This is a genomic window from Bdellovibrio sp. HCB117 (genome assembly GCF_047305915.1).
GTDB lineage: Bacteria > Bdellovibrionota > Bdellovibrionia > Bdellovibrionales > Bdellovibrionaceae > Bdellovibrio > Bdellovibrio bacteriovorus_B.
Genome location: NZ_CP178622.1, coordinates 361,292 through 382,440, shown reverse-complemented (window position 1 = coordinate 382,440; position 21,149 = coordinate 361,292). Strand labels below are relative to the sequence as shown.

At 44.7% G+C, this 21,149-nt stretch carries 18 protein-coding genes; 12 read left to right on the top strand and 6 right to left on the bottom strand.

The features are described from left to right. Positions 1-2: 2 nt before the first annotated feature. Entirely contained in the window at positions 3-977 is a 975-nt protein-coding gene (locus ACLWBD_RS01895) for a M23 family metallopeptidase (protein ID WP_253696584.1), read from the bottom strand. Positions 978-1,020: 43 nt separating this feature from the next. Beyond that, positions 1,021-1,746, bottom strand: a complete 726-nt coding sequence (locus ACLWBD_RS01890; protein ID WP_063206635.1) for a Stp1/IreP family PP2C-type Ser/Thr phosphatase — start codon at positions 1,744-1,746, stop codon at positions 1,021-1,023. Between the two features lie 134 nt (positions 1,747-1,880). On the opposite strand from ACLWBD_RS01890, the gene ACLWBD_RS01885 reads away from it, so the two are divergent. Next, a complete protein-coding gene (locus ACLWBD_RS01885) occupies positions 1,881-2,828 on the top strand; it encodes a cell envelope integrity protein TolA (protein ID WP_413569341.1) in 948 nt (315 codons plus the stop codon). On the opposite strand, the gene ACLWBD_RS01880 is transcribed toward ACLWBD_RS01885, so the two are convergent. Genes ACLWBD_RS01880 through ACLWBD_RS01870 form a run of 3 tightly spaced genes read right to left on the bottom strand, consistent with a single transcriptional unit; the run spans position 2,825 to position 6,730 of the window. Then, entirely contained in the window at positions 2,825-4,807 is a 1,983-nt protein-coding gene (locus tag ACLWBD_RS01880) for a response regulator (protein ID WP_413569340.1), read from the bottom strand. The genes ACLWBD_RS01885 and ACLWBD_RS01880 overlap by 4 nt on opposite strands. Continuing rightward, positions 4,779-5,249, bottom strand: coding sequence for a response regulator (locus ACLWBD_RS01875; protein ID WP_413569338.1), 471 nt, complete (start codon positions 5,247-5,249; stop codon positions 4,779-4,781). The genes ACLWBD_RS01880 and ACLWBD_RS01875 overlap by 29 nt, the downstream gene beginning before the upstream one ends. Further along, a complete protein-coding gene (locus tag ACLWBD_RS01870; RefSeq protein WP_413569337.1) occupies positions 5,246-6,730 on the bottom strand; it encodes a PAS domain S-box protein in 1,485 nt (494 codons plus the stop codon). The genes ACLWBD_RS01875 and ACLWBD_RS01870 overlap by 4 nt, the downstream gene beginning before the upstream one ends. 372 nt (positions 6,731-7,102) lie before the next feature. Here ACLWBD_RS01870 and ACLWBD_RS01865 point away from each other — a divergent pair, with 372 nt between their 5' ends. The 11 genes from ACLWBD_RS01865 to ACLWBD_RS01815 all read left to right on the top strand — a co-directional run bounded on the left by ACLWBD_RS01865 (position 7,103) and on the right by ACLWBD_RS01815 (position 20,195). Beyond that, the gene (locus tag ACLWBD_RS01865; RefSeq protein ID WP_413569336.1) at positions 7,103-9,916 is read left to right on the top strand and encodes a pyruvate dehydrogenase; all 2,814 of its coding nucleotides are present in this window, start codon (positions 7,103-7,105) and stop codon (positions 9,914-9,916) included. Between the two features lie 41 nt (positions 9,917-9,957). Further along, positions 9,958-10,722, top strand: a complete 765-nt coding sequence (locus tag ACLWBD_RS01860; protein ID WP_413569335.1) for a hypothetical protein — start codon at positions 9,958-9,960, stop codon at positions 10,720-10,722. Next, complete coding sequence (locus ACLWBD_RS01855; protein WP_413569334.1) at positions 10,719-11,381, top strand: SAM-dependent methyltransferase; 663 nt, start codon at positions 10,719-10,721, stop codon at positions 11,379-11,381. Before ACLWBD_RS01860 ends, ACLWBD_RS01855 begins: the two co-directional genes overlap by 4 nt. Positions 11,382-11,549: 168 nt before the next feature. Continuing rightward, positions 11,550-11,987 carry a hypothetical protein gene (locus tag ACLWBD_RS01850; protein WP_063206187.1) on the top strand — a complete coding sequence of 146 codons (438 nt, stop codon included), beginning with the start codon at positions 11,550-11,552 and terminating at the stop codon, positions 11,985-11,987. 1 nt (position 11,988) lies between these two features. Next, positions 11,989-12,831 carry a hypothetical protein gene (locus tag ACLWBD_RS01845; RefSeq protein ID WP_413569332.1) on the top strand — a complete coding sequence of 281 codons (843 nt, stop codon included), beginning with the start codon at positions 11,989-11,991 and terminating at the stop codon, positions 12,829-12,831. A 67-nt stretch (positions 12,832-12,898) separates the two neighbouring features. Then, complete coding sequence (locus tag ACLWBD_RS01840; RefSeq protein ID WP_063206185.1) at positions 12,899-13,885, top strand: hypothetical protein; 987 nt, start codon at positions 12,899-12,901, stop codon at positions 13,883-13,885. A 104-nt stretch (positions 13,886-13,989) separates the two neighbouring features. Next, complete coding sequence (locus ACLWBD_RS01835; RefSeq protein ID WP_413569331.1) at positions 13,990-14,409, top strand: hypothetical protein; 420 nt, start codon at positions 13,990-13,992, stop codon at positions 14,407-14,409. Positions 14,410-14,453: 44 nt separating this feature from the next. Beyond that, positions 14,454-14,945: a methylated-DNA--[protein]-cysteine S-methyltransferase gene (locus ACLWBD_RS01830; RefSeq protein ID WP_413569330.1), complete on the top strand. Its 492-nt coding sequence runs from the start codon at positions 14,454-14,456 to the stop codon at positions 14,943-14,945. A 115-nt stretch (positions 14,946-15,060) separates the two neighbouring features. Beyond that, positions 15,061-15,717, top strand: a complete 657-nt coding sequence (locus tag ACLWBD_RS01825; protein ID WP_063206182.1) for a recA protein — start codon at positions 15,061-15,063, stop codon at positions 15,715-15,717. Next, positions 15,665-16,987, top strand: a complete 1,323-nt coding sequence (locus ACLWBD_RS01820; RefSeq protein WP_253721018.1) for a hypothetical protein — start codon at positions 15,665-15,667, stop codon at positions 16,985-16,987. Before ACLWBD_RS01825 ends, ACLWBD_RS01820 begins: the two co-directional genes overlap by 53 nt. Continuing rightward, positions 16,971-20,195, top strand: a complete 3,225-nt coding sequence (locus tag ACLWBD_RS01815) for an error-prone DNA polymerase (protein WP_413569329.1) — start codon at positions 16,971-16,973, stop codon at positions 20,193-20,195. The genes ACLWBD_RS01820 and ACLWBD_RS01815 overlap by 17 nt, the downstream gene beginning before the upstream one ends. Positions 20,196-20,274: 79 nt before the next feature. Here ACLWBD_RS01815 and ACLWBD_RS01810 read toward each other — a convergent pair whose 3' ends face one another. Then, positions 20,275-21,141, bottom strand: coding sequence for a hypothetical protein (locus ACLWBD_RS01810; protein WP_413569328.1), 867 nt, complete (start codon positions 21,139-21,141; stop codon positions 20,275-20,277). Between the last annotated feature and the right edge of the window lie 8 nt (positions 21,142-21,149).

The following is a 21,149-nucleotide window of genomic DNA, read 5'->3' as shown; positions in this document are numbered from 1 at the left end:
TGTTACTCGTCAAGGATGTAGTTGATTGGATCTACGGCAGTTCCATTGATGCGAACTTCATAGTGAAGATGCGGTCCCGTCGAACGGCCTGTATTACCTACGGCACCGACGACGTCCCACTTACTGACACGCTGACCGACTTGAACGTAAATCTGCGACAAGTGACCAAAACGAGTTGTCACGCCATAACCGTAATCAATGGTAATCAACTTCCCGTAAGATTCATCATAACTTGCAAACACAACGACACCATCCGCTGGTGCATAGACCGGCGAACCCGGTGCTGCCGCGATATCCAGACCCGCGTGCAAAGCCGTTTTTCCTGTGAAAGGAGAAACGCGGTAACCGAAACGCGAGGTAATCCAACCCTTAGCTGGTTTCATATTCGGTGTGGAGTTTAGCAAGCTTTGTCTTTCCGACAAACTTTCCCACAAATCGATCACGCTTTGTTCTTTCAGCTGAGTTTCTTTAACGGCTTTATCAATTCGGACCACCAAAGAAGCGTAATCTTTATCCGCGTTTTCATTGGCAAGCTCGCCAACTTGATCGTTCAAAGGTTTTTTGTTCGCAAAAACTTGATCCTGTTCAACCAACTCTTCAGGCTCTTGACGCTGCTCCATCGGCTCGTATTCTTCAACTTGTTGGCCTGCAGCAGGTTTCGGTCCCATGGTCAGCTTCGTGATACGGTCTTCCGCATCGACGTTGGTGATCAAGCTCAGTTTTGTCGTGAAAGTTTTTACGCGCTCTAAGGAGTTCTCCAACGCACTGACTTTACTTTCAACCACTTGGAATTGCTTAATGAGTTGAGCATTTTCAGCTTTAAGACGTTTGTTTTCCATCGCTTGCAAAAGCAAACCGAAGTAATCCACAAGTCCCGCAGCAAAAATAATGATGATGATGCCAGAAATAAAAGATAAAGCCTTCAGCCATGCAGCCGAGAGCACGATCTTACGGGTTTTACCCGTCTGATTGCTCACTATAAACAGCGTGACCTTCTTCTTATCCAACCTGACCTCGACTCTATTCGTGGAAATGCAACAGCATCACTGTCACATTATCATCGCCACCATTTGCAAGAGCTTGTTCTACACAAGCTTTGACTGCTTTGTCAGGTGTATTTTGATTCAAAATTTCAGATATTCTGCCGTCTTCAACAAGGCCCGAAAGACCATCCGAGCACATTAAGAAAATTTCTCCAGGGAAAATCTCTCTCTCAATGATGTCAGGATAAGCATCGCGTTCATATCCTACGCTGCGAGTAATGACATTTCGCCCCACAAATTGGCGCACTTGCTCTTCACTCATCACACCTGCGCGCAATTGTTCATTCAAAAGTGAATGATCTTCCGTGATTTGCCACAAGTAAGGACGTTTAAATAGATAGCAGCGCGAGTCACCGACGTTACCCACATACAAGTGCTTACCGCGAATATACGCCATCACCATTGTCGTTCCCATGCCCGCAAGCTCAGGACGCTCATTAGCAGCTTTATCAAAAATTCTGCGGGAAGCTTCTTCGTAACAATTCAAAATTAATTCACGCGGAGATTTTTTGTGCGCATCAGGTTGAAGCATGATTTCTTCCACCGTCTCCACAGCCATACTGGAAGCCACTTCCCCACCGGAATGCCCTCCCATACCATCTGCCACGATAAAGAGACCAAGCTCCCTATTGATGAGACAGGAGTCTTGATTCGAATCACGACGAAGCCCTTTATCTGTCAGATACCACGAGTCAAATTTCATAGATGTTTCATTTTCACCCAACAGTGACAAAGGAGTCAAAGTCTGGCCCTGGACCAGAGTCGCAATTCGCGGGTCCGGTTCACCATCTTCTCAGGTTCGGGTGTCATACTACCGATAGAAAGGGGTGAGGTCGTATGATGAAATCACCGTCTTTCAGAATGTATGTTTTGCTATCACTGGTATTCCACGTTTTGGTTCTTGGGACCTTCCTTGTTGTGGAAAGCCTGACGCCTGAAACGCCGAAAACAGAGACCGTAGACATTAACTTTCTGAGCCCGGAGGATCTTCAAAAAATGCAGCAAGTGGAAGCCGCTTTGAAGAAGCAGGCCCTGTCGCGCAATCAGATTGTCGAGCAATCTGAAACCTCCGCCAACGAAGAAGTCCCAGAAAATGCCCGTTTCCTGAGCGCTAAAAACCAAAAAGTAGAAAAGCAAACTCAAGCCGCGAACCGTGGTGAGTTCCAAAATCTGAAGAAGGCCGCTCCACAAAAAACTGGACCTAAAGGCGACGGCAAACAAAAGAATTTAGCGAAGTCGGAAGAATCAAAAAAACAGATCGCGAAAGATTTATTTAAAACTTTTGATGCGACCGAAGCTTTGGAAAGACAAAAACTTGCGGATAAAGAATCAGGTCTAGGCGAAGGTCGTGGCACTGGCGAACAGAACACGGGAACAGGTGCTGAAACAAGTCAGACGAATGATTACTTGAAAGACGTCAACGTCGGTTTAGAAACCGTTTTGAATACGCGTGAGTTTAAATATTATTCTTACTACAACCGCATTCGTAAACAACTTGCCCAACATTGGGAAGGCCGTGTTCGCGACAAACTTTCAAAAATGTTTAAAGAAGGTCGTGCTCCTGCAGCGACAAATCAAGATCGCATCACAAAATTGATGATCGTTTTGAATGACAAAGGCACTTTGGTGCGCGTTCAAGTGATCAGCGATTCCGGCGTACGTGATTTGGATGATGCTGCGATTGAAGCTTTCCGTGCGGCCGCTCCATTCCCGAACCCTCCTAAGGGCATCGTCGAAGGCGATGGCACGGTTAAAATCCGCTGGGATTTCGTTCTAGAGACCTAATCCGCCAACAAGGTACGGATATTTTCTTCCAATAGCTTGATGTTCATGGGCTTTGTCATATGCAACTGGAATCCAGCAATCTCAGCCTGCTTAACGTCCTCATCACTTGTGTAAGCCGTCAAAGCGATAGCTGGAGTCTGCTTTCTGTGTTGTGATTTTTCCCAGACCCGGTAACGCTTTAGAAGCTCATAGCCATTCAGACCGGGCATGCCAATATCAGAAATAATTAGATCATATGTGAAATCTTTAGCGGCCTCTAATGCTTCTTCGGGGCTGACGTATCCCGTGACAACGGCCCCTGTTTTACGAAGCAGCTTGAGCATGAGAGCCACCGTGTCCTCTGAATCATCCACAATGAGAACATTTTTGTTCGACAAAACGGACGTTCTTTTTTGCGGGTTATCCCAAGAATTGATGACAATTTTGGAAGTTTTGTTTTCTAATGGCATCGGGCAAGTCGTGAATGGAAGGTTTATCGTAAAACATGTTCCTAACCCCCGCCCTTTGCTTTCTACTTCCACATGTCCACCGTGAAGCTCGGCTATCTGTTTCACAATACCAAGTCCTAATCCCAAACCCATATAGTGACGGGATATAGAGGAGTCCTCCTGCCAAAACTTACTGAAAACATAGCGGATATTTTCTGGTGCGATACCTTTTCCCGAGTCTCTTACAGTGAAGAGAACGCCCGATGATGTTTTTTGGGCATGAAACTCAATACGCCCACCTCGTGGTGTGAATTTCACCGCATTTGAAAGTAAATTCCATAGCATCTGTTGTAATCGATGGGGATCACCGCAAAAACTGGAAAGCTCTTCGGAAATTTCTGTCGTCAATTTTAAGTTTTTCGCATTAATAGCGGGAGCGAAAGAATCCAGAACCGTCTGGATCGCCGAAGGTAAAGCAAATTCCGCCAAGCTTAAATGCATTTTCCCCGTGACGATATAAGAGAGGTCTAAGGTTTCTTGTATAAGCCTTGTCTCTAGATCGAGATTTTTTTCAATTCCTCGAATAGAATCACGGGCCTCTTCATTTAACGGAATACAAGATTTAAGCACTTCAACATGACCTGCCATCAAATTCAAAGGAGTTCTTAATTCGTGAGATAAGGTGGCAATAAAATCATCTTTCTTCTGATGCGCATCCTGTAGATCTGCGATCTTCTGTTGAAGTTGACCCTCCAGCCGTTTTCGGACGATCAAATAACTCAGAATATTTGCGACAGAAAAGCAAAAATGGATCTGATCTGTGGTGTAGGAAACCTTCTGGCGATTGTAAACAATGACAAGTCCGAGTGCATCTGCACCTTTTCGATCCGCCAAAGGAATGAGAATGCCGTCGTTAAGATTCCGGCTTCGCAAGAACTCAAGGATGTTTTTAACGCCAGGATCAGAAAAATCTGACAGCAATGTGTCTGACGTAGTTTGAAAATTAAAATGCTGAATCACTATTTCAGTATAGTCGGCCCGCAAGTGACTGCTTAAAACGTCACAGCAACGTTCTCGGGCCTTGAGGATATCATCCTCATTGAGCACAAAACGCCCTAACTCTAAAAGGTACTGATTACGAAGCGCATGAGAACGAATCTGACGTTCGCTTTCTTTCCTTTCGATGGAGTTTAAGATTGTTCGCAGTAACAGCTCGGTAGATAGATCCCCCTTGCAAAGATAGTCTTGGGCTCCCTCCTGAACGGATTTAACTGCTACAACTCGATCCTCTAAAGAAGACAAAACAATAATAGGAATTTCAGAGGCGACGGCAACGGCATTTGGTAAAGTCTCGTTGAGATCACTGTCGGGAAGACGCAAATCCAATAGCAAAGCATCGAAATCAGTTTTCTCTAATTTTTTCGCACCTTCTTTCCAAAGTTCTACGTGATCCACATTGACCGCAAAGTCAGTCACTTTTTTAAGATAGCGCTTTATTATATGAGCATGCGACTCGTTGTCTTCAATTAGAAGTAAGTTGAGACTTTTCATATTTTTTTAACTGACGGTTTAGGTGATTCCAATAAGTATTTAACTCATGCAGCATCAGTTTGAACTGACCACTTTCAAGAGGCTTCACCAGGTAGCTATTGGCATAGTGTAAATAGGCCGCTTTTTTGTCCGACTCCGCGTCTGAAGTTGTTAAAACAATGACGGGAATACTGCGGTAATTCGGATCTGACTTGATCTTTTCTAAGACCTCATGACCCCCTTTTTTAGGAAGTTTTAAATCAAGCAAGACAAGGTCTGGCAATTCACGATCTTGAAATGGAGGAACTCCGTCGAAAAAATGAGTCGCGACCACACCGTCTTCTGCCCGACTGATATTAAGATTGGGCTCAATTCGTCGCAGCACCCTGATAATAAAAGCGGCATGATCTTCATCATCTTCAACAAGTAAAACATGGTTTATTCCACTGCTCACTTCATTCATGTGATGATCCTCTCTTCAGGAAAGGACACCCAAAACTCACTGCCATGTGGTGGAGTTGAGTCTACCCAAGCTTTCCCATCGTGCAGCTGCATAATTCTAGCGACGATAGCAAGGCCCACGCCGGTTCCTTCCTGCTTATTATCCAAACGCTGAAAAAGGCCAAAAATTTTTTTGTGATAAATCGGTTCGATGCCCGGTCCGTTGTCCTTGATACAGATTTGCAGCTCATCTTCAGACCTTCGAGTAAAAATCTGAATCTCAGGCTGAGGGCCATCCGAGGCGTACTTCGTCGCATTCAGAATAAGATTTTCAAACACCTGGTAAATCCGACGAGAATCAGCTCGGATCGTGTATTCCCCGTCCAGAATTTTTACCTGAATTTTTTTAGACTCAAGAACATCTTTATGTGACTCCAAAACTTCATGAACGAGAGTTTTTAATGAAACATTTTCGTCATGCAATTCAATTCTTCCCACACGACTTAACTGAAGTAAGTCCTCGATCAACTCTTTCATTCTGCGGTGAGCATTTTCTAACCGATTGAGTGAATCACGCACACCCTCAAAATTCTCCTCTTCAAGATCTTCTTTTAAAAAATCCATATAAGATGCACTTGTGACCAGCGGGGCTTTCAAATCATGAGAAACAGTGTATACAAACTGTTCCATCTCCTGATTTTTCTGTTGAACTTCGTTATATGCCTTTTGCAGTTTTTGCTCTGTAACTTTTCGCTCAGTAATGTCGACAACGGAAGCCAAAAGAAACTGCTCACTCCCAACAGACATATGGTTTAATCCAATTTCCACGGGAATTTCTTGACCATCTTTTTTAACTCCCGTGAGATCGCGCCCGGCTCCCATTCTTCTTTTTTGCGGATCTTGAGCAAAATTTTTGCGATGATTCGGATGAGCACTGCGGAACCGTTGGGGGACAAGAACTTCCACTTCCTTTCCGATCAATTCACCCTTGTCATATCCGAACATTTTTTCTAAAGGCGAATTACTTAAAAGAATTTTCCCTTCTCTGTTCGTCATCAAAATCCCGTTCGGCACCGACTCAACTATGGTACGAAAGCGTTCTTCCTGGCGTACTCGCTCTGTAATATCAACGACAGCAGCGATGACGTACATCGTGGACCCGAAATAGATATGATTGAGACCGATCTCTACGGGGATTTCAGACTGATCTTTCTTGAGTGCCGTCAGGTTTCTTCCTGCACCCATCTGCCTTTTGCTAGGATGAGCTGCGAATCCGGCACGCAAATCCGGATGCTTTTCACGAACGGTCAAAGGAACTACGACTTCAATTTTTTTACCTAAAAGTTCGTTTGGCAGATAACCCAACATCAGTTCAAATTCGGAATTGCACAAAACGATATGGCCTTGCGTGTCTACGATCAAAACTCCGCTGGGAACGGATTCTACAATCGTTCTTAGCATTCCTTCGCTCTCAGTTTGCAAACGTAGCTGCCCTGTTTCCATAATTCAAAAGTAGGATGCTCTAAACAAGGGCGGCAAAATAATCGGACCCAATATGTAAACAAACAGCAGATTAAGCGCCCAAAAGGTGCCGGTTGGCGCAGTCTTTTAAAGAAAATACGATGCGGACAAGATTTAATTCGTTATGGAGTTCTGAAATAAGTTCCCCCGACTTCCAATCGAAAAGGGCCCTTCCTAAAGGGCCCAAATAATCACGAACTTCTCTAAGGAACGCCTTCTGCGATATACTCGAGCTGGCCTACGTCTAAATTAGAGCCAGAACTCTTGCTGCGGGGCTTAAATGCGTGGACTCCTCCTCTGTACAGTGCTAGGTTGCCAGACGCTAGAAAAGTACAAAATCTGAAGGAGATCCACTTGGATAACTCAACTCTAAAAAATGCCAAACCTGAGGTTCTGGACTCAATCGCTAGACGTGCGCATTACCTTGCGACACAAATGATCTGGCAAGCCAATCACCGCCCTGACAAAGAAAAAGGCGACCCGAAAATCGGTGGTCACCCTGCTGCCAGCGCAAGTTCTTTGCACATCATGGGGGCTTTGCACCTTCTTGTGAAATCTGGATTCGATCACATCGCGAATAAACCGCATGCGTCTCCAACAGATCACTCTTACAACTATCTTTTGGATTTGTTGTTGAAGAATGACCTTTCAAAATTGACTCAAGAGCAAGCCGATCAAGCGATGAACGGTCTTCGTAAATTCACTGATGGCAGTGAGTTCGTTTTCCAATCATACCACTCTGCTTACGATCCTGATAACCACAACTTCTTCCCGTCAGGCACAGTGGGTATTCCACCTGTTGAAGCTGGTTACCTTGCATTGGCTTACCGCTATGCTCGTGAACACGGCTATGAAGTTCCAGATGCTCACTTCTGGGCAGTTTGCGGTGACTCTGAATTCCGTGAAGGCTCTATGTATGAAGCGGTTCCTGACTTTGCCGAGCGTGAGTTGGGTTCATTGACTTGGATCCTAGATTACAACCGTCAATCTTTGGACGGTCACCGTATCACGAACAAAGAAATCATGAACGGAACAGACGCAGACCGTGTTGAGCGCACGATGGCGGCCAACGGTTGGGAAGTGATTCAAGTACGTCACGGTTCTAAACGCCAAGCTTTGTTCAAAAAGAAAGACGGCGACACTTTCAAAAACTTCCTAGAAAAAGAACTTGAAGACTACGAACTTCAAGCTCTTCTTCTTGTTCAAGATATGAAAGCTTTGAAAAAAGGCATCGCAAAAGAACATCCCAACATGAAGAAGTTCTTGGAAAGCATTTCTGATGAAGAGCTTTTCGATGCTATTCGCGATTTCGGTGGTCACGACATGATCGCTTTGGCTGAAGCGATGGAAAAATCTAAAAAATCCACTCGTAAGCCAACAATCATCATCGCCCACACTTTGAAAGGTTGGGGCTTGAAAGCAGCAGCTCAACCGGGCAACCACTCTTCTTTGCCACAAGAAGAAGAAGTGATGGAACTAAAAGCAAAACAAGGCATCAAAGGCGACAAGCTTTATGAACGTTTTGCCGCAAACTCTGTGGAAGGCAAATTCTTGGCCGCTCGCGGAGAAAAACTTCTTACTGAAATCAAAGCGCAACACGCTTTGAAAGCGAAGAACCAAGACTTCTTCCTAAGAAAACTAACTGAGTTCGGTGATATCCCGCAAACTTTGGACATCAACACGAAAATGACGAGCTACCCTCATACACAGTGGATGCTAGGTCAGTTGACGGCAAAGTTGACTCGTATTGCGAACACTCCGCTTGATGAATCTAAATTGGGCGACAAGCAAAAACCTCTGACAGACTCAGAAAAACCATTCAAGCTTCCAGGTGAGCTGTTCATTTCAATGGCTCCGGACGTGGGGACTTCGACGAACTTGAATCCAGCGATGGATGGTAAGATCTTCGGTGCACCGGTTGTTCAAGACTTGGAAACTGAATTGGGCGTTAAAGACCACAAACTTCCTGACCTCGTTCCTGGCGAAGACGTTTCAGACCGCTTCCTGCGTTTTGAGATCGCTGAAGGAAACGTGATGTCTTGCGTGGGCGCGTTCGGAAAAATGCGCGACTTCTTGGGTATTCCAATCATCCCATTGATGACGGTTTACGATTTCTTCATCAAACGTGCATTGGATCAATACTTCTACAACCTTTACTGGAAATCTTCTTTCATCTGCGTGGGAACTCCATCAGGTGTGACGCTTTCTCCAGAAGGTGCGCAACATGGTTGGAAGTCTGACATCCAAATCCCGAACCAAATCACTTGGGAACCGTTCTTCTGCCAAGAGCTTGATTGGATCTTGTGTGACACAATCAAACGTCACGTCTTGAACGACAATGCGGGCAGAACAGGAACTCTTCTTCGCCTAGTGACTCGTGGAGCAGAACAAAAAGACATGCTTCACTACTTGAAAAAACAAGCTCGCTTCAAAGCCGGTCTTGAGGGTGCTTTGGCTCGTTCTGAATTCCCTATTGCAGGCGCATTCAACGAGGAAGAACTAGGAACTGTGGATGAGGCGCAAATGATGGCGACAATCCGTGAAGAAGTTCTTAAAGGCGCTTACTACTTGATCGACTACCGCGGTTACGCAGGTTACGAACCAGGTGATAACGTTGTGAACATCTTCGCGATGGGCTCTATGGTGACTGAAGCAATCAAAGCTTCTGAAGCCTTGTTGTCTCGCGGAATTTACGGAAACGTGATCGTTGTGACTTCTTCGGATCTACTTGTTGGCATCCAAGGTCATGAAGATGACTATGATTACTTGAAAAACGGTTTGGGTGTGAACTCGAACTTATACCTAAGAAAAGCTGACGAAGTGACTACGGGTGACCTAGTGACTGTCGCTGGTAAACGCATCCCTGCGGTTTCTGTAGCGGATGGTGAGGCTGGCTTGCTAGACAACATCGGTTCTATCATCGGCGTTCGTCAGGAGTCTTTGGCAGTTCGTAAGCACTCGAAGTGCGGTCGCCCTTCAGAGATCTACGCTTATCACAACATCGACGCGGAAGCTGTTGTTGAAGCTTGCGGAAAAGTGCTAGCTGAAACAGCTCTTGAGAAAGTCATTGTTTCTGAAAGCGCTCTCGGTGAAGCTCATCAAGCAGAAGGACGCGCTGGACACTGGACTGATTTGTGGCCAGCTAAAAACCCTGTGCACAAGCACTAGTCACAGGGTCGTCGCTTCAACGGCGACAGAAACTGGATTGAATGTATACAGAATTAGCTAAGCAAGAACTCCCCTTTGATGGGGAGTTCTTTTTATCTCGAAACAGAAAGTACGAAGAGCTGATTTTCTTCGTTCACTTTTATGAAGGCAGTAAGAAGCAACTTCTTCGTCATATTAAGCTTGTAAACTCTTTGGGTTTTGACGCTTTTGCCTTTCAACTTCAGGGCACTTTAAAAGATCTGATCTCATTTCGTCCTCCCGTCAGTAAAGCCGGTGTGTTTGGGACTAAGCACGTGTATGCCGATCAGATTGAAACTCTTCTAAATTTGATTCCGGGTAAAAAGATTGTCTTTTCCTTTTCAAACCCTTCCGGTGCTGCGATTGAAGCGATGGCTCGTCGTCATTGTTCAGACACCGTGGCTCTGGTTTGTGATAGTGGACCTACGGCGCGCTTTATTCCTTCAGCCTACAACTTGTACACGCATGAATATAAATTAAAGCCGATGCCTTTACGTGTGGCTTTAGCGCCGATTCTAAGTATGGCTTGGAGTCCTTTCTTACACAAAGATTTGCATGATGACCTAAAGACCTTTCCTGAAGGTTTTAAAGTTCTTTCTATTCGTGGTTGGAAGGATTTATTAATTCCACCGGATCATATTGACGAAGTCTTTGAACCGCACAGTAATTTGGATTGGACGAAGCTTGCACTCCCCGAAGCGGGACACTTAACGGGTCTTCGCGATTTTAAATCGGACTATGCCCCGGTTCTTGAAAAGTTCCTTCATAGCGTGGCGACACCGCTATGATCGTTTTTGACGCGAATAATCCCTTTCCTCTCTTAGACTTAAATTCTTATACGTATCAAGAAGCCCAAGAGCATTCTTTGAAAGTGGATGAGCATCTTGGATTTCAATGCGAAAGTATCGAAGCGAAAATTCGCGCGAGCTCTAAAGAGTCTTCCTTAACGCAACAAAATTGGGAGCATCTTTCCGTTCAGGCTTTTCAAACTCCTTATGTCGAGATTCACAATATTTTAGATCTTTTGTCACTTCAGGCTGGCGACATTATTGTGGACTTGGGTTGCGCTTACGCGCGCATGGCGCTTGTTATTCAGCGCCACTATCCTGATCTTCAGTTTATGGGCTACGAACTAGAAAATAGGCGCGTTGAAGAGGCTCAAAGAATCCTTGGATCTCCCGATGCCTTGATTCTTATTCAGTCCGCCGATCTGGCGGCGGAAAACTTTCATCTACCGAGTGCCGATGTCTATTTCATTTTCGACTACGGCACTAAAACCAACGTCAGAAAAACATTGCAGGATCTTCAAGAGGTTGCCAGAAGTCGCCGCATTCAAGTTGTTGGCCGAGGCCGGTTGACTCGTTTTCTTATTCATAAAGAACATCCTTGGCTTTCCGAAGTTCAGGAGCCTTCCCACTATACGCATTTCTCTATTTATCGCTCTTAAGTCCAAAATGGGTTTACAAAATCGACCGCAAGCCGCTTTTCCGCCCCCAGAGCGGCTTTCAGAAGTTCGCCAAGTGATCGTGGACCACCGCAAAATGAAGTAATTTCGTTTACCTGGGGCAGAGCCCCAAATATAAGTTACCAAAAAAGCTGAGCTTCGGGGGCGTTTATGAATTGGTTCGCTTTGTGTCTTTTAGTTCTGTCATCCTTTTCTGCACGTGCAGAGATTAAACCTTACAGCCTACAAACGGATATTTTGTGTCAGCAGCAGTACGCAAATCCGTGGATTGAAGTGGGAATCGCGCCACTTCTTCAGGGCGGCCACTTTGCCGTTATTCTTCAACATAATGATAACACGAAGAAGACCGTCGCGATCACCGAGATGTATGTCATGGCTTCGTTCCGGACGAATTCGGAATGGCTCTATGAAAGTGTGAAAGAAGACTTCATTCTGACTCTGTACCCTGGAATGGGCTTGGGCGATTTAGAAATTAAAAATAGGAAGCTGGATCAAAACCTCTTTCCTTTCATGATTTGCTCGCCGGGCGGAAGCATCACTTACGATAGATCTACGAAACCCCTTCCTCGAATTTCTGTAGGAAACTAGCATGACCAATCAGTTCGACTCCATTTATCAAGAGCTGCTTGAGATTGAAAATGCCCGTCTGTTTTTAAAGCGTGCCTTGGAGGTTCGTTATCGCAAAAAAGGCAAAGTGAATTTGGCCGACTTTTCCCGCCGCGCGGGCTTTTCTTCTCGTAGCTTTCTTTCTGAATACCTTGCCGGAAAAAAGGGGCTTTCAAGAGACAGCGTGAATCAACTAAAGATCACTCTGAAGCTTCCCAAGCCTTACTCTGACATTTTTTCCTTGTTGGTCAGAAAGGACCAGCCAGAGCTTTTTACCAATAAAATGTCTCACGAAGAAATTCGCCAACAAGTGAGCTATATCAAACTTGCTTTACAAAGACAGATGGACGCGCGTTCACAGGTGAAAGATCCCCACCGTCTTTTATCAAAGCCGACTCTGTTCCGTGTGTTTGCGGCCTTAGGAACTGAGGAGGAAGGGGCGAGCCTTACCGAAATTTCTCAGCGCGCGCGCATGACTCCAGAGTCTTTGTCGGATCCGTTGAATTTTCTTATGCAAGAAGGCGCTGTCGTTTCGCAAAATGGCCGTTTCTATGTACGTTCGAGTCAGATGGACTTTTTAAATCTTTCGGATGCGGGAAAGCTTGCTGATCTGACGAAAACTCTGTGCACTCAAATCCGCTCTGATGCTAGCGAGATTGCTTCTGAAAATAAGAACAACATTTTCTATACAGCGTTTTCTACTCAGTCGCATTTTTTGCCAGAAATAAAAGAAAAACTGCGTGAGGCCATCTTTAACGTTTTAGATCAATATCAAGACGACCGCGGCGACTGCGTTCATGAAGTGTTTCTGTGTGGGAAATCATAATCCCATTAGAGGCCTGTAACTAGACTGCGACATTCTACAGACTATCTTAAATCCCAAGGAGGACTTCATGAAGTCAGTCATCTTTGGGATTTTTTCTTTTCTGCTATTCACTTCTTCCACGTTCGCGCGAGGAACTTATCTTTACGAATCGCGCTTTGATGTGATGGGAAGAAACTACGTGGATCGTCTGGACGACAAAGCCACTGACAATTTGAGTGCCTTAGCACCCGCCAAACGCAATATCTGTGTTCAACGCTACAAAGATGTTCTGGACGATGGCCTGATCGATATTCGCATTGCCTTGGGGTATTTTGATTGGACAACAGGAAGTAATGTCTATGCGGAAGGAAGAAGCTTTGGTCTAAGTCCTTCCTTAGATTTAGGAGCTTTCGCTGCTTTAAGAAAACTTCTAACGACCCCTTGTTATGGTCGCGCCCGTTTTTGCGGCTTTAAGCAGGATCCAAATAATATGTATCGCTTTAATCGCGAAGTGATCGTGCATGGGATTAAATATCCCGCGCGCGTGGAAGTACACTTTTCCTCTGCCACCGAATTTCTTGAAACCAACATCGGGCGCATGAGCCGCGAACAACAAGATCGCACAAACTTCATGGACGCTTACTTCGCAAAAGCTTTGCAAAACGCCGATGCGGTTTTTTACTTTGGTCATGCGAGAAATGGCGGCGGTCCTGATTTTTCTCCTCCCGTGTTTGTTCGTGGTCGCAACAAAGTGAATTACGACGGGTACTATGAAGTGCAACGTCCCGGCTTGAAGAAATTATTAACCGCTTTATCAGGTTCTAAAAAAACGCCTATCTTAGGTTTAATGGCATGCAACTCTCGGGATCATTTCTTAAAGAAGGTGCGTGCGACCGCTCCGAACACGGGTGTGATCACTTCATTAGACGTTCTGAATGTCGATGAGGTCTACACAGCTACCATCGGCGGCATCGATGCGATTTTGCGGGGTCAATGTCAACAGACCTTCTATCAATCACTCAGACTGACACCTAACAATCAACGTTACATCACGATGGATGGAATGTTCGAATAAAGGGCTTTGGTCCGAGCTAGTTTTACAAATGTGTTAGACAGTGTGATTTAAAAAATTCTCACCTCTGCACCTTTTATAATGACAAGACAGAACGGAGGTTTTCTATGGTGAGTTTGGAACAACTGCCTCATCCAGATTATTTACCTTATCCTAATCACTACACGGCCGCTTTCTTTGAAAACGCAGACGAAGCAATGAAGGCCATCGAAGAACTTGAGGATTACGGATATACCGACGAAGACTTCAACGTGTTTGAAGGCGACAGAGGTATCGATGCCGTCGATTTAGAAGGAAGCCATCACACTCTTTTAGAAAACTACATGCGTAAATTTATTAAATTTTCGGACTCTGCCGAGTGGCGCTTTTTGAACGAAGCCGACCAAGAGATAAGAAATGGTCATGTTCTAATCTGCGTTCCCACGCCTTCCGATAGTGAAAAAGAGGAAGTGATTGACGCCTTTAAGCGCTATGGAGGCTATGACATCCGCTATTTCACGCCTCTTTATATCGAAGAAGTTGTGTGATGACATAATCTAAGGTACAGGTCTCTCATACATCGAGGTGATTTATGGGAGATCTAGAATTCCGCGTTTATAAAGTAGCTTCTGAATTTGGCGAATGGTTAGCCGCTTTTGATGGCTCTGAGCTGATCTTTTTAGGGAGCTATGCTTTAGGTAAAAAGAAGGTTGAAGGCGGCCTTGCTGATTTCTTTCATGAACACTATCACTTCCACGTCGGCTCTTTCACTCCGGTGAAGTGGAGCAAAGGCAATTTCTGGAACGGGAAACACAAAATCAAACTTCAAGGCACGGAATTCCAAGTGCGTGTGTGGTTAGAACTTCTAAAAATTCCTTATGGCAAAACTTGGACTTATTCGGAGCTTGCAAAAAAATTGCGTAAGCCTTCTGCGGTTCGTGCTATTGCTTCAGCCGTTGCGAAAAATCCGGTTTGTTATTGGATTCCTTGCCACCGTGTTGTGGGTAAAAATGCGAATAAACTCAAATATCACTGGGGCCCGGAGCTAAAGGCAGAATTGTTGAGTTCTGAAGGCGCTTTTTAAGCTCTTGATTTTTGGTAAGTTTTTTCAAACTAAAACCTTAGTCTATATTCACATTTAGCTCTTTGACTTACATATAAATTACTATGTAAATTATATGTAAATAACGGAGAGCTTTATGCGTGCCCTCGCCCTTCCCGAATTACAGAACGTTCCTTTTGTCTCTGCAGAGCACTTACAACCACCTGCAGGTTTGTCCACCGGTCTTGCCGTTTTGGACAACTTCCTTTTGTGGAAGGGAGTGCCTCAAGGAGACTTAAGCCTGCTTCAAGGCCTCCCCGGTACCGGAGCCACTTCTTTATGGATTCGCATCGTTCAACAAGTTCATGCTCAAAATAAATGGGCCGCTTGGATCAATGGAGATGCGCAGTTATTTCCAACCCATCTTTCTCATCAAAAAATAAATTTAAAGCGTCTGCTTGTGGTGAAAGAGCCGCAAGAAAAAGATCAGCTTTTCTGGTTGTTGCAAGAGTTGATCACTAGCTCTTTATTTGAAGTGATCGGCTGCAACCTAAAAGAGATCTTTTTAAAGAATCATCAGCTGCAAAAATTAAAACGCCTTTGTCGCCTGCACAAAGTGGCTTTGGTTTTTGTAAATCAAAAGCCGGTGAAGTTCATCAATCCACTTTTTAGTCTGATTATGCACTTTCAACGCGACTTCATCACTATTCAAAGAGCCTTGCACCGTCCGACACCTTTTAATATTGCTGGGAGTATGATCCATGCGAACTTTATGCATCAATTTAAAAACACCACAAGAAAGCTCCTCAGCTGAGGCCTTTCTGCTTTTAAGTCCGCGTGTGCAGTTTCGCTTTCCGCAATTTATTTTTGTCGAGATCGAATCTACGCAGCACTTATTTGGCGGCGAACATCGCACGATGGAAAAAGCTTTAGAGATCGCTCGTAAGTTTTCGGGCGATCCGGCAGTGGCTATTGCTGACACGGCTCCGGCTGCGCAGATGTTTTCACGTTGGCGCCCGTCGTATGTGGCTCCTCGCGGGAAAGAACAAGATGGTTTTCGTGGTTTGGGCTTAGATGCCTTGAAAGACTTAGAAGGTCTGCATCCTTGGCCCCAAAAAAGACCGATTGAACATATGATTTCATTCTTCCACACCCTGGGCGTCCATGGTTTGGAGGACGTTTTAAATTTTCGCATGAATTCATTGCGCGAAAGATGGGGAGAGTTCGGTGTTTTACTTTGGAATCGTCTGCATTCTCAAGACTCTCAGGTCATATCACCTCTTGTGCCTCGCGACCCTCTTGTGGGCTATGGTTACTTTGACGATCCCTTAGGGGCCGTGCCCTTATTGATGGCGCGGATTAAACCGCACATGGATATTTTATTTGCGCGTCTAGCGGGACTTTCTAGATACGCCCAACGCATGGATTTGATTCTGCACTGCGAATACTCAGATAAAAAACATCCTGTCAGTATCGAGCCGGTCAGCCCGACTCGCGATCAGGAGCTTTTTGAAGATCTCTTGGAAAAGAAGCTGACGTCGTTGGTTTTACAGAATCCGATTCGTGAGTTTGAAATTTCCGTTTTTGATGTGCCAGAAAAGGTGCAACAACTGGATTTTTTTGAACCGCGCGACAACACCGAAGACCGCTGGCGCCGTCTCATCAGTTTTGCCAAGCAAGCTCAGTGCGATATGGGTTTTTTACAAATGGAAGCCAGCCACTTTCCAGAACAAAGTTTTCGTTTAGTCACTGACTGGCCCGAAGATTTCAAGCCTCAGGATTTAGTCGAACGCCAAGAAGAAGCGCTTCAGGTGAAATCGGTTTATGCAAAGTCTTTGGCGACCAGTCCCCGCCCCGCTTTGCTTTTAGATAAGCCGCAGCTTTTGTCGACGGCCGAAGCGCAGAAATTGCGTTTTGTTTCATCTTTACCCAGTGAACGAATCGAATCGTCCTGGTGGCAAATATCCGTTCAAGATTTAAAAAATAGAGATTATTACTTTGCGCTCTCTCATCAAGGTCAGCTTCTGTGGGTTTTCAAGGATCGCATAAATTCACAGGTGTACTTGCATGGCTATTTTGATTAGTGGAAATCACAAAGTTAAGCTTCCCGCCTTATCGTCGCAATCCCAGAAAAGCGTGGCTAAACCTAAGCCTCGCGCCAAAGGCTTTGTTGAACTTTTAGGTCGCAGCAATTTTTCTTTTCTGCAAGGAGCTTCTTCACCTGAAGAGATGGTGATTGAAGCTATCAAGCTTGATTATGACGGCGTCGGCATTTGTGACCTAAATGGTCTTTACGGCGTGGTGCGCGGATTTCTTTCAGTCAAATCCCCTTCGATGTTTGAAGCTTCTGTTCAAGCTAAAGAGGGCTTTAAATATCTCGTAGGTTCTGAGCTGACTTTGACCGATGAAACGTCCGTCACTCTGATTCCCATTAATAAAGAAGGTTATTCTCATCTTTGCAAACTTCTGACTTTAGGTAAAAGACAAGCGGCGAAAGGTTTTTCAAAACTTTCTTTAGAGCAAGTGGCCGAGCACAACAAAGGTCTTTTATGTTTGGCCATTCCTCCTTGGAGTTCCGAGCGCTATGAAAAATTAGAAAAGATTTTCGGTGATCGTCTTTATCTGCCGATTTGGCGGGATCTGACTTGGGAGTCGCAAGAGTTCTGCCGTCAGGCTTTTCTTTTAGAAGAAAAATATCAAGCTCAGCTTTTTGTCACACAGCGCCCGTTCATGCACACGCCCGACAGAAAGCCCTTGTTTGACGTTATCACCTGTATTTTACATCACACCACTTTATTTGAAGCTAAAGATAAGCTGATTCAGAATGCCGAGCGAGCTTACCGCAGCATCGAAGATCTGTCTTCATTATGGCAAGATCGCTTAGATCTTGTGGAAAAAACTGTGGAGATCGCCGGACGTGTGAATTTTTCTTTGGACGAAATTCGCTATCGCTATCCGCATTCGAATTTGCCGGAAGGCATGACTCCCTCGGAATATCTGCGGCACTTGACATTCCAAGGATTGAAAAAGCGCTTTCCTGAAGGGGCGACGGAAAAAATTTTAGAAACTATCGAAAAAGAATTGGCTCTGATTAAAGAGCTCGAGTACGAAGATTACTTTCTGACTTTAAAAGAAATCTGTGATTTTGCGGAGAGCAAAGGCATCCTTTATCAGGGACGTGGTTCTGCCGCGAACTCCGTGGTGTGTTATTGTATTGGTCTGACCTCTGTCAATCCCAGCAAAATCACTTTATTGTTTGAACGGTTTATTTCTCGCGAACGTCGCGAGCCCCCCGACATCGACATCGACTTTGAGCACAGCCGACGTGAAGAGGTCATCCAACATATCTACGAGAAATATAATGAGCAACATGCCGCCATGGTCTGTACGGTGGTTCGTTATCGTTCACGCATGGCGATTCGTGAAACCGCGAAAGTCTTTGGTATCCCCTTAGATAAGGTGAATTCCATGGCCAAATTTATGGGGCGTGATGGGATTAGTCGTTTGCTCGAACCAGAGTCAGCCGCTCGCTTTGGTGTCACAAATTTAAATCATTGGAAAATGTTTTTGCATCTGGCTCAACAACTGCGGGGATTTCCTCGTCATCTAGGAATTCATACGGGTGGGTTCTTGATCACTCAAGATCCTATGATCGAAATGGTTCCGGTTGAAAAAGCCACGATGGATGGTCGCTACGTTATTCAGTGGAATAAAGATGACGTCGCTACTTTAAAACTAATGAAGATTGATGTCCTAAGCTTGGGGATGCTGACCTGTTTAAGAAAATGCTTTGAGCTTTTAAAACATCATAAAGGTTTGCATTTTACTTTAGCCTCTTTTTCTCAAGAGGATGACCCTTCTACTTACGAAATGATTGGTCGAGCAGATACAGTGGGGGTTTTTCAGATTGAATCTCGTGCGCAAATGCAGACTTTGCCTCGCATGAAACCTAAGACATTTTATGATTTGGTTATTGAAGTCGCTCTGGTTCGTCCCGGTCCTTTGCAAGGGGGCATGGTGCATCCTTTTTTGAAGCGACGTCAGGGGTTGGAAAAAGTCACTTATGCACATAAAGATTTAATTCCCATTCTTGAAAAAACCCATGGGGTTCCCATCTTTCAAGAACAAGTGATGCAAATTGTGATCGCGACCGCGGGATTTTCTCCGGGCGAATCCGATGAACTTCGCCGAATCATGTCTTCAGCTTGGCGTAAAAGATCCACCATGGATAGCATTCGCAAAAGAATCCTCGATGGGTTTGCTAATCACGGTATCAGTCAAGAGTACGGCGAACAGATTTATAAAACCATTGAGGGATTTGCTAACTATGGTTTCCCTGAAAGCCATGCCGCCAGTTTTGCTCTTCTAACTTACGCAAGCTGCTTCATTAAAAACCATCATCCCGATGTTTTCGTTTGCGGGCTTTTGAATAGCCAGCCCATGGGGTTTTATGCTCCTCGCACTTTAGTAGCCGAAGCTCAAAGACATGGAGTTGAAGTTCGACCTCTGTGCGTGCAACATTCTGATTATGACTATACCTTAGAAGAAAGCTCCTCTTCAGGAATTCATCCTTTACGTGTGGGCTTGCGCTCAATGTATGGACTTCCCGAAGCCCTTCTTCGCCGCATTGAAGACTCTAAAAAAAGTTTCGGTTCTTTTAAAGATATTGCTGATTTTATCCATCGCACCGAACTTCCTCGCAGTGCTTTAGTAAAATTAGCAGCTTCGGGAGCTTTTGAGTGCTTTAACACCAATGTACGTGAACTGATCTGGCATCTAGAAAGTTTAAGCCTGGATCAGCAAAGTTTTTTATGGGGACACCCTAAAGAACAATTCGAAAGTGCTGAAGAAGAAGATAATGATGCTGACAATATTCCTTTTGAGTCGAACTGGGATCGCTTGCGACGCGAATATGACAGCAAAGGTTACTCGGTGGATTCTCATCCTCTGTCGGTTCTGCGCTCTTACTTAAAAGAAAAGAATACAGAACTTATCTCGCAACGTTTTGTCCCTTATTTTGCTTCTAGTGATTTGGCGCGCATGAAAAATAAAACCAAAGTGCGCTTGGCGGGATTGGTTTCCGTCACGCAGAAACCACCAACGGCGAAAGGCATGTGCTTTATCACCTTAGAAGATGAATTTGGTTTTATGAATATTGTGATTCATCCGGATGTTTATCAGAAAGATCGCTTGGCTATTTATGGAAGATCACTCTTAGAAATTCACGGCCAGATTGAAAAGGTCGGAGAATTGATTAATATTCGCGCTGCCCGGGTGTTGCCGCTTCAGTAATGTTCAGCGAGACCGGCAAGAGCAGACATTGGAATTTACGCTATGACGAAGTTTCAAATTTTTATAAAACGCTACAGAACTAGAAATAGAACTCGTGAAACTTCACATTTTTATTCTGGAAATCTTTATGCAGACCGTTTTCATAAACACGCAAAACAATGTAGTTCTTGCGCACAATAAGAACTAAAGGATTCATCGAACCCAGTCCATGCACCTGAGCCGGAGTGATTGTGTGAGCCTGGGCTTCCGACAAAGGGAACTCTTTTAATAAACCAAGAAGCTCGGTCTCACGCATCTGCGTTTCAAGTCTTGGATTCATGACCGCGAAATCCAGGTCGCTTGATTTAGAATAAGCTTTTCCATTCACAAAACTTCCATACAAAACAATCGTGTTATCTCTCTCGGATAAGAAGCGATCTTGCAGGCGAATGGCCGTTAAAAGAACATCTTCTCCTTTAAGTACCACAGGGACGTTTGTGATTTTCTGAACGCGCTCGTAATAAGCACTTAATGTTTCTTCCAGCGAACGGCCTTTATTGTAAATAGCCTCTTTGAAGAATTCCGCCGCATTGATTTCACGAGCAACAACTAGATCAATATGACGCTTGAAAGTTTTAAAAGGACCGTCGTTGTTATACTTTAAAGCCTTCACTTCATTGTAGTACTCAGAAATGAGCTTATGCAGCTCCGCTTTCTTTTCCGGGGAAAGATGTTGAAGATTTATTTTTGCTTGATCCAAGGAGCCTGGCTTATGGTTGAATTCTGTCAGTCCCATGATCGCTTTATACTGCTCGATGGCTTTTAGAATTCTTTGTGGCGAATCGGGATTTAGAAAGATCTCCACTTCCTCGGAAAACACCCAGTTGCACGTCAATTGGTAGGCTTGGGCCATAGACCCCACAACCATTGACATAGCTAAAATCACTGTTTGCATCCACTTCAACACGAAAAAAC

Excerpts from the sequence above, each read along its gene's own strand:
- ACLWBD_RS01820 (WP_253721018.1), top strand. The coding sequence starts at position 15,665 with ATGCGAACTTTATGCATCAATTTAAAAACACCACAAGAAAGCTCCTCA.
- ACLWBD_RS01880 (WP_413569340.1), bottom strand. The coding sequence starts at position 4,807 with ATGAAAAGTCTCAACTTACTTCTAATTGAAGACAACGAGTCGCATGCT.
- ACLWBD_RS01860 (WP_413569335.1), top strand. The coding sequence starts at position 9,958 with ATGTATACAGAATTAGCTAAGCAAGAACTCCCCTTTGATGGGGAGTTC.
- ACLWBD_RS01855 (WP_413569334.1), top strand. The coding sequence starts at position 10,719 with ATGATCGTTTTTGACGCGAATAATCCCTTTCCTCTCTTAGACTTAAAT.
- ACLWBD_RS01845 (WP_413569332.1), top strand. The coding sequence starts at position 11,989 with ATGACCAATCAGTTCGACTCCATTTATCAAGAGCTGCTTGAGATTGAA.
- ACLWBD_RS01885 (WP_413569341.1), top strand. The coding sequence starts at position 1,881 with ATGATGAAATCACCGTCTTTCAGAATGTATGTTTTGCTATCACTGGTA.
- ACLWBD_RS01840 (WP_063206185.1), top strand. The coding sequence starts at position 12,899 with ATGAAGTCAGTCATCTTTGGGATTTTTTCTTTTCTGCTATTCACTTCT.
- ACLWBD_RS01835 (WP_413569331.1), top strand. The coding sequence starts at position 13,990 with ATGGTGAGTTTGGAACAACTGCCTCATCCAGATTATTTACCTTATCCT.
- ACLWBD_RS01825 (WP_063206182.1), top strand. The coding sequence starts at position 15,061 with ATGCGTGCCCTCGCCCTTCCCGAATTACAGAACGTTCCTTTTGTCTCT.
- ACLWBD_RS01870 (WP_413569337.1), bottom strand. The coding sequence starts at position 6,730 with ATGGAAACAGGGCAGCTACGTTTGCAAACTGAGAGCGAAGGAATGCTA.
- ACLWBD_RS01875 (WP_413569338.1), bottom strand. The coding sequence starts at position 5,249 with ATGAATGAAGTGAGCAGTGGAATAAACCATGTTTTACTTGTTGAAGAT.
- ACLWBD_RS01815 (WP_413569329.1), top strand. The coding sequence starts at position 16,971 with ATGGCTATTTTGATTAGTGGAAATCACAAAGTTAAGCTTCCCGCCTTA.
- ACLWBD_RS01890 (WP_063206635.1), bottom strand. The coding sequence starts at position 1,746 with ATGAAATTTGACTCGTGGTATCTGACAGATAAAGGGCTTCGTCGTGAT.
- ACLWBD_RS01830 (WP_413569330.1), top strand. The coding sequence starts at position 14,454 with ATGGGAGATCTAGAATTCCGCGTTTATAAAGTAGCTTCTGAATTTGGC.
- ACLWBD_RS01850 (WP_063206187.1), top strand. The coding sequence starts at position 11,550 with ATGAATTGGTTCGCTTTGTGTCTTTTAGTTCTGTCATCCTTTTCTGCA.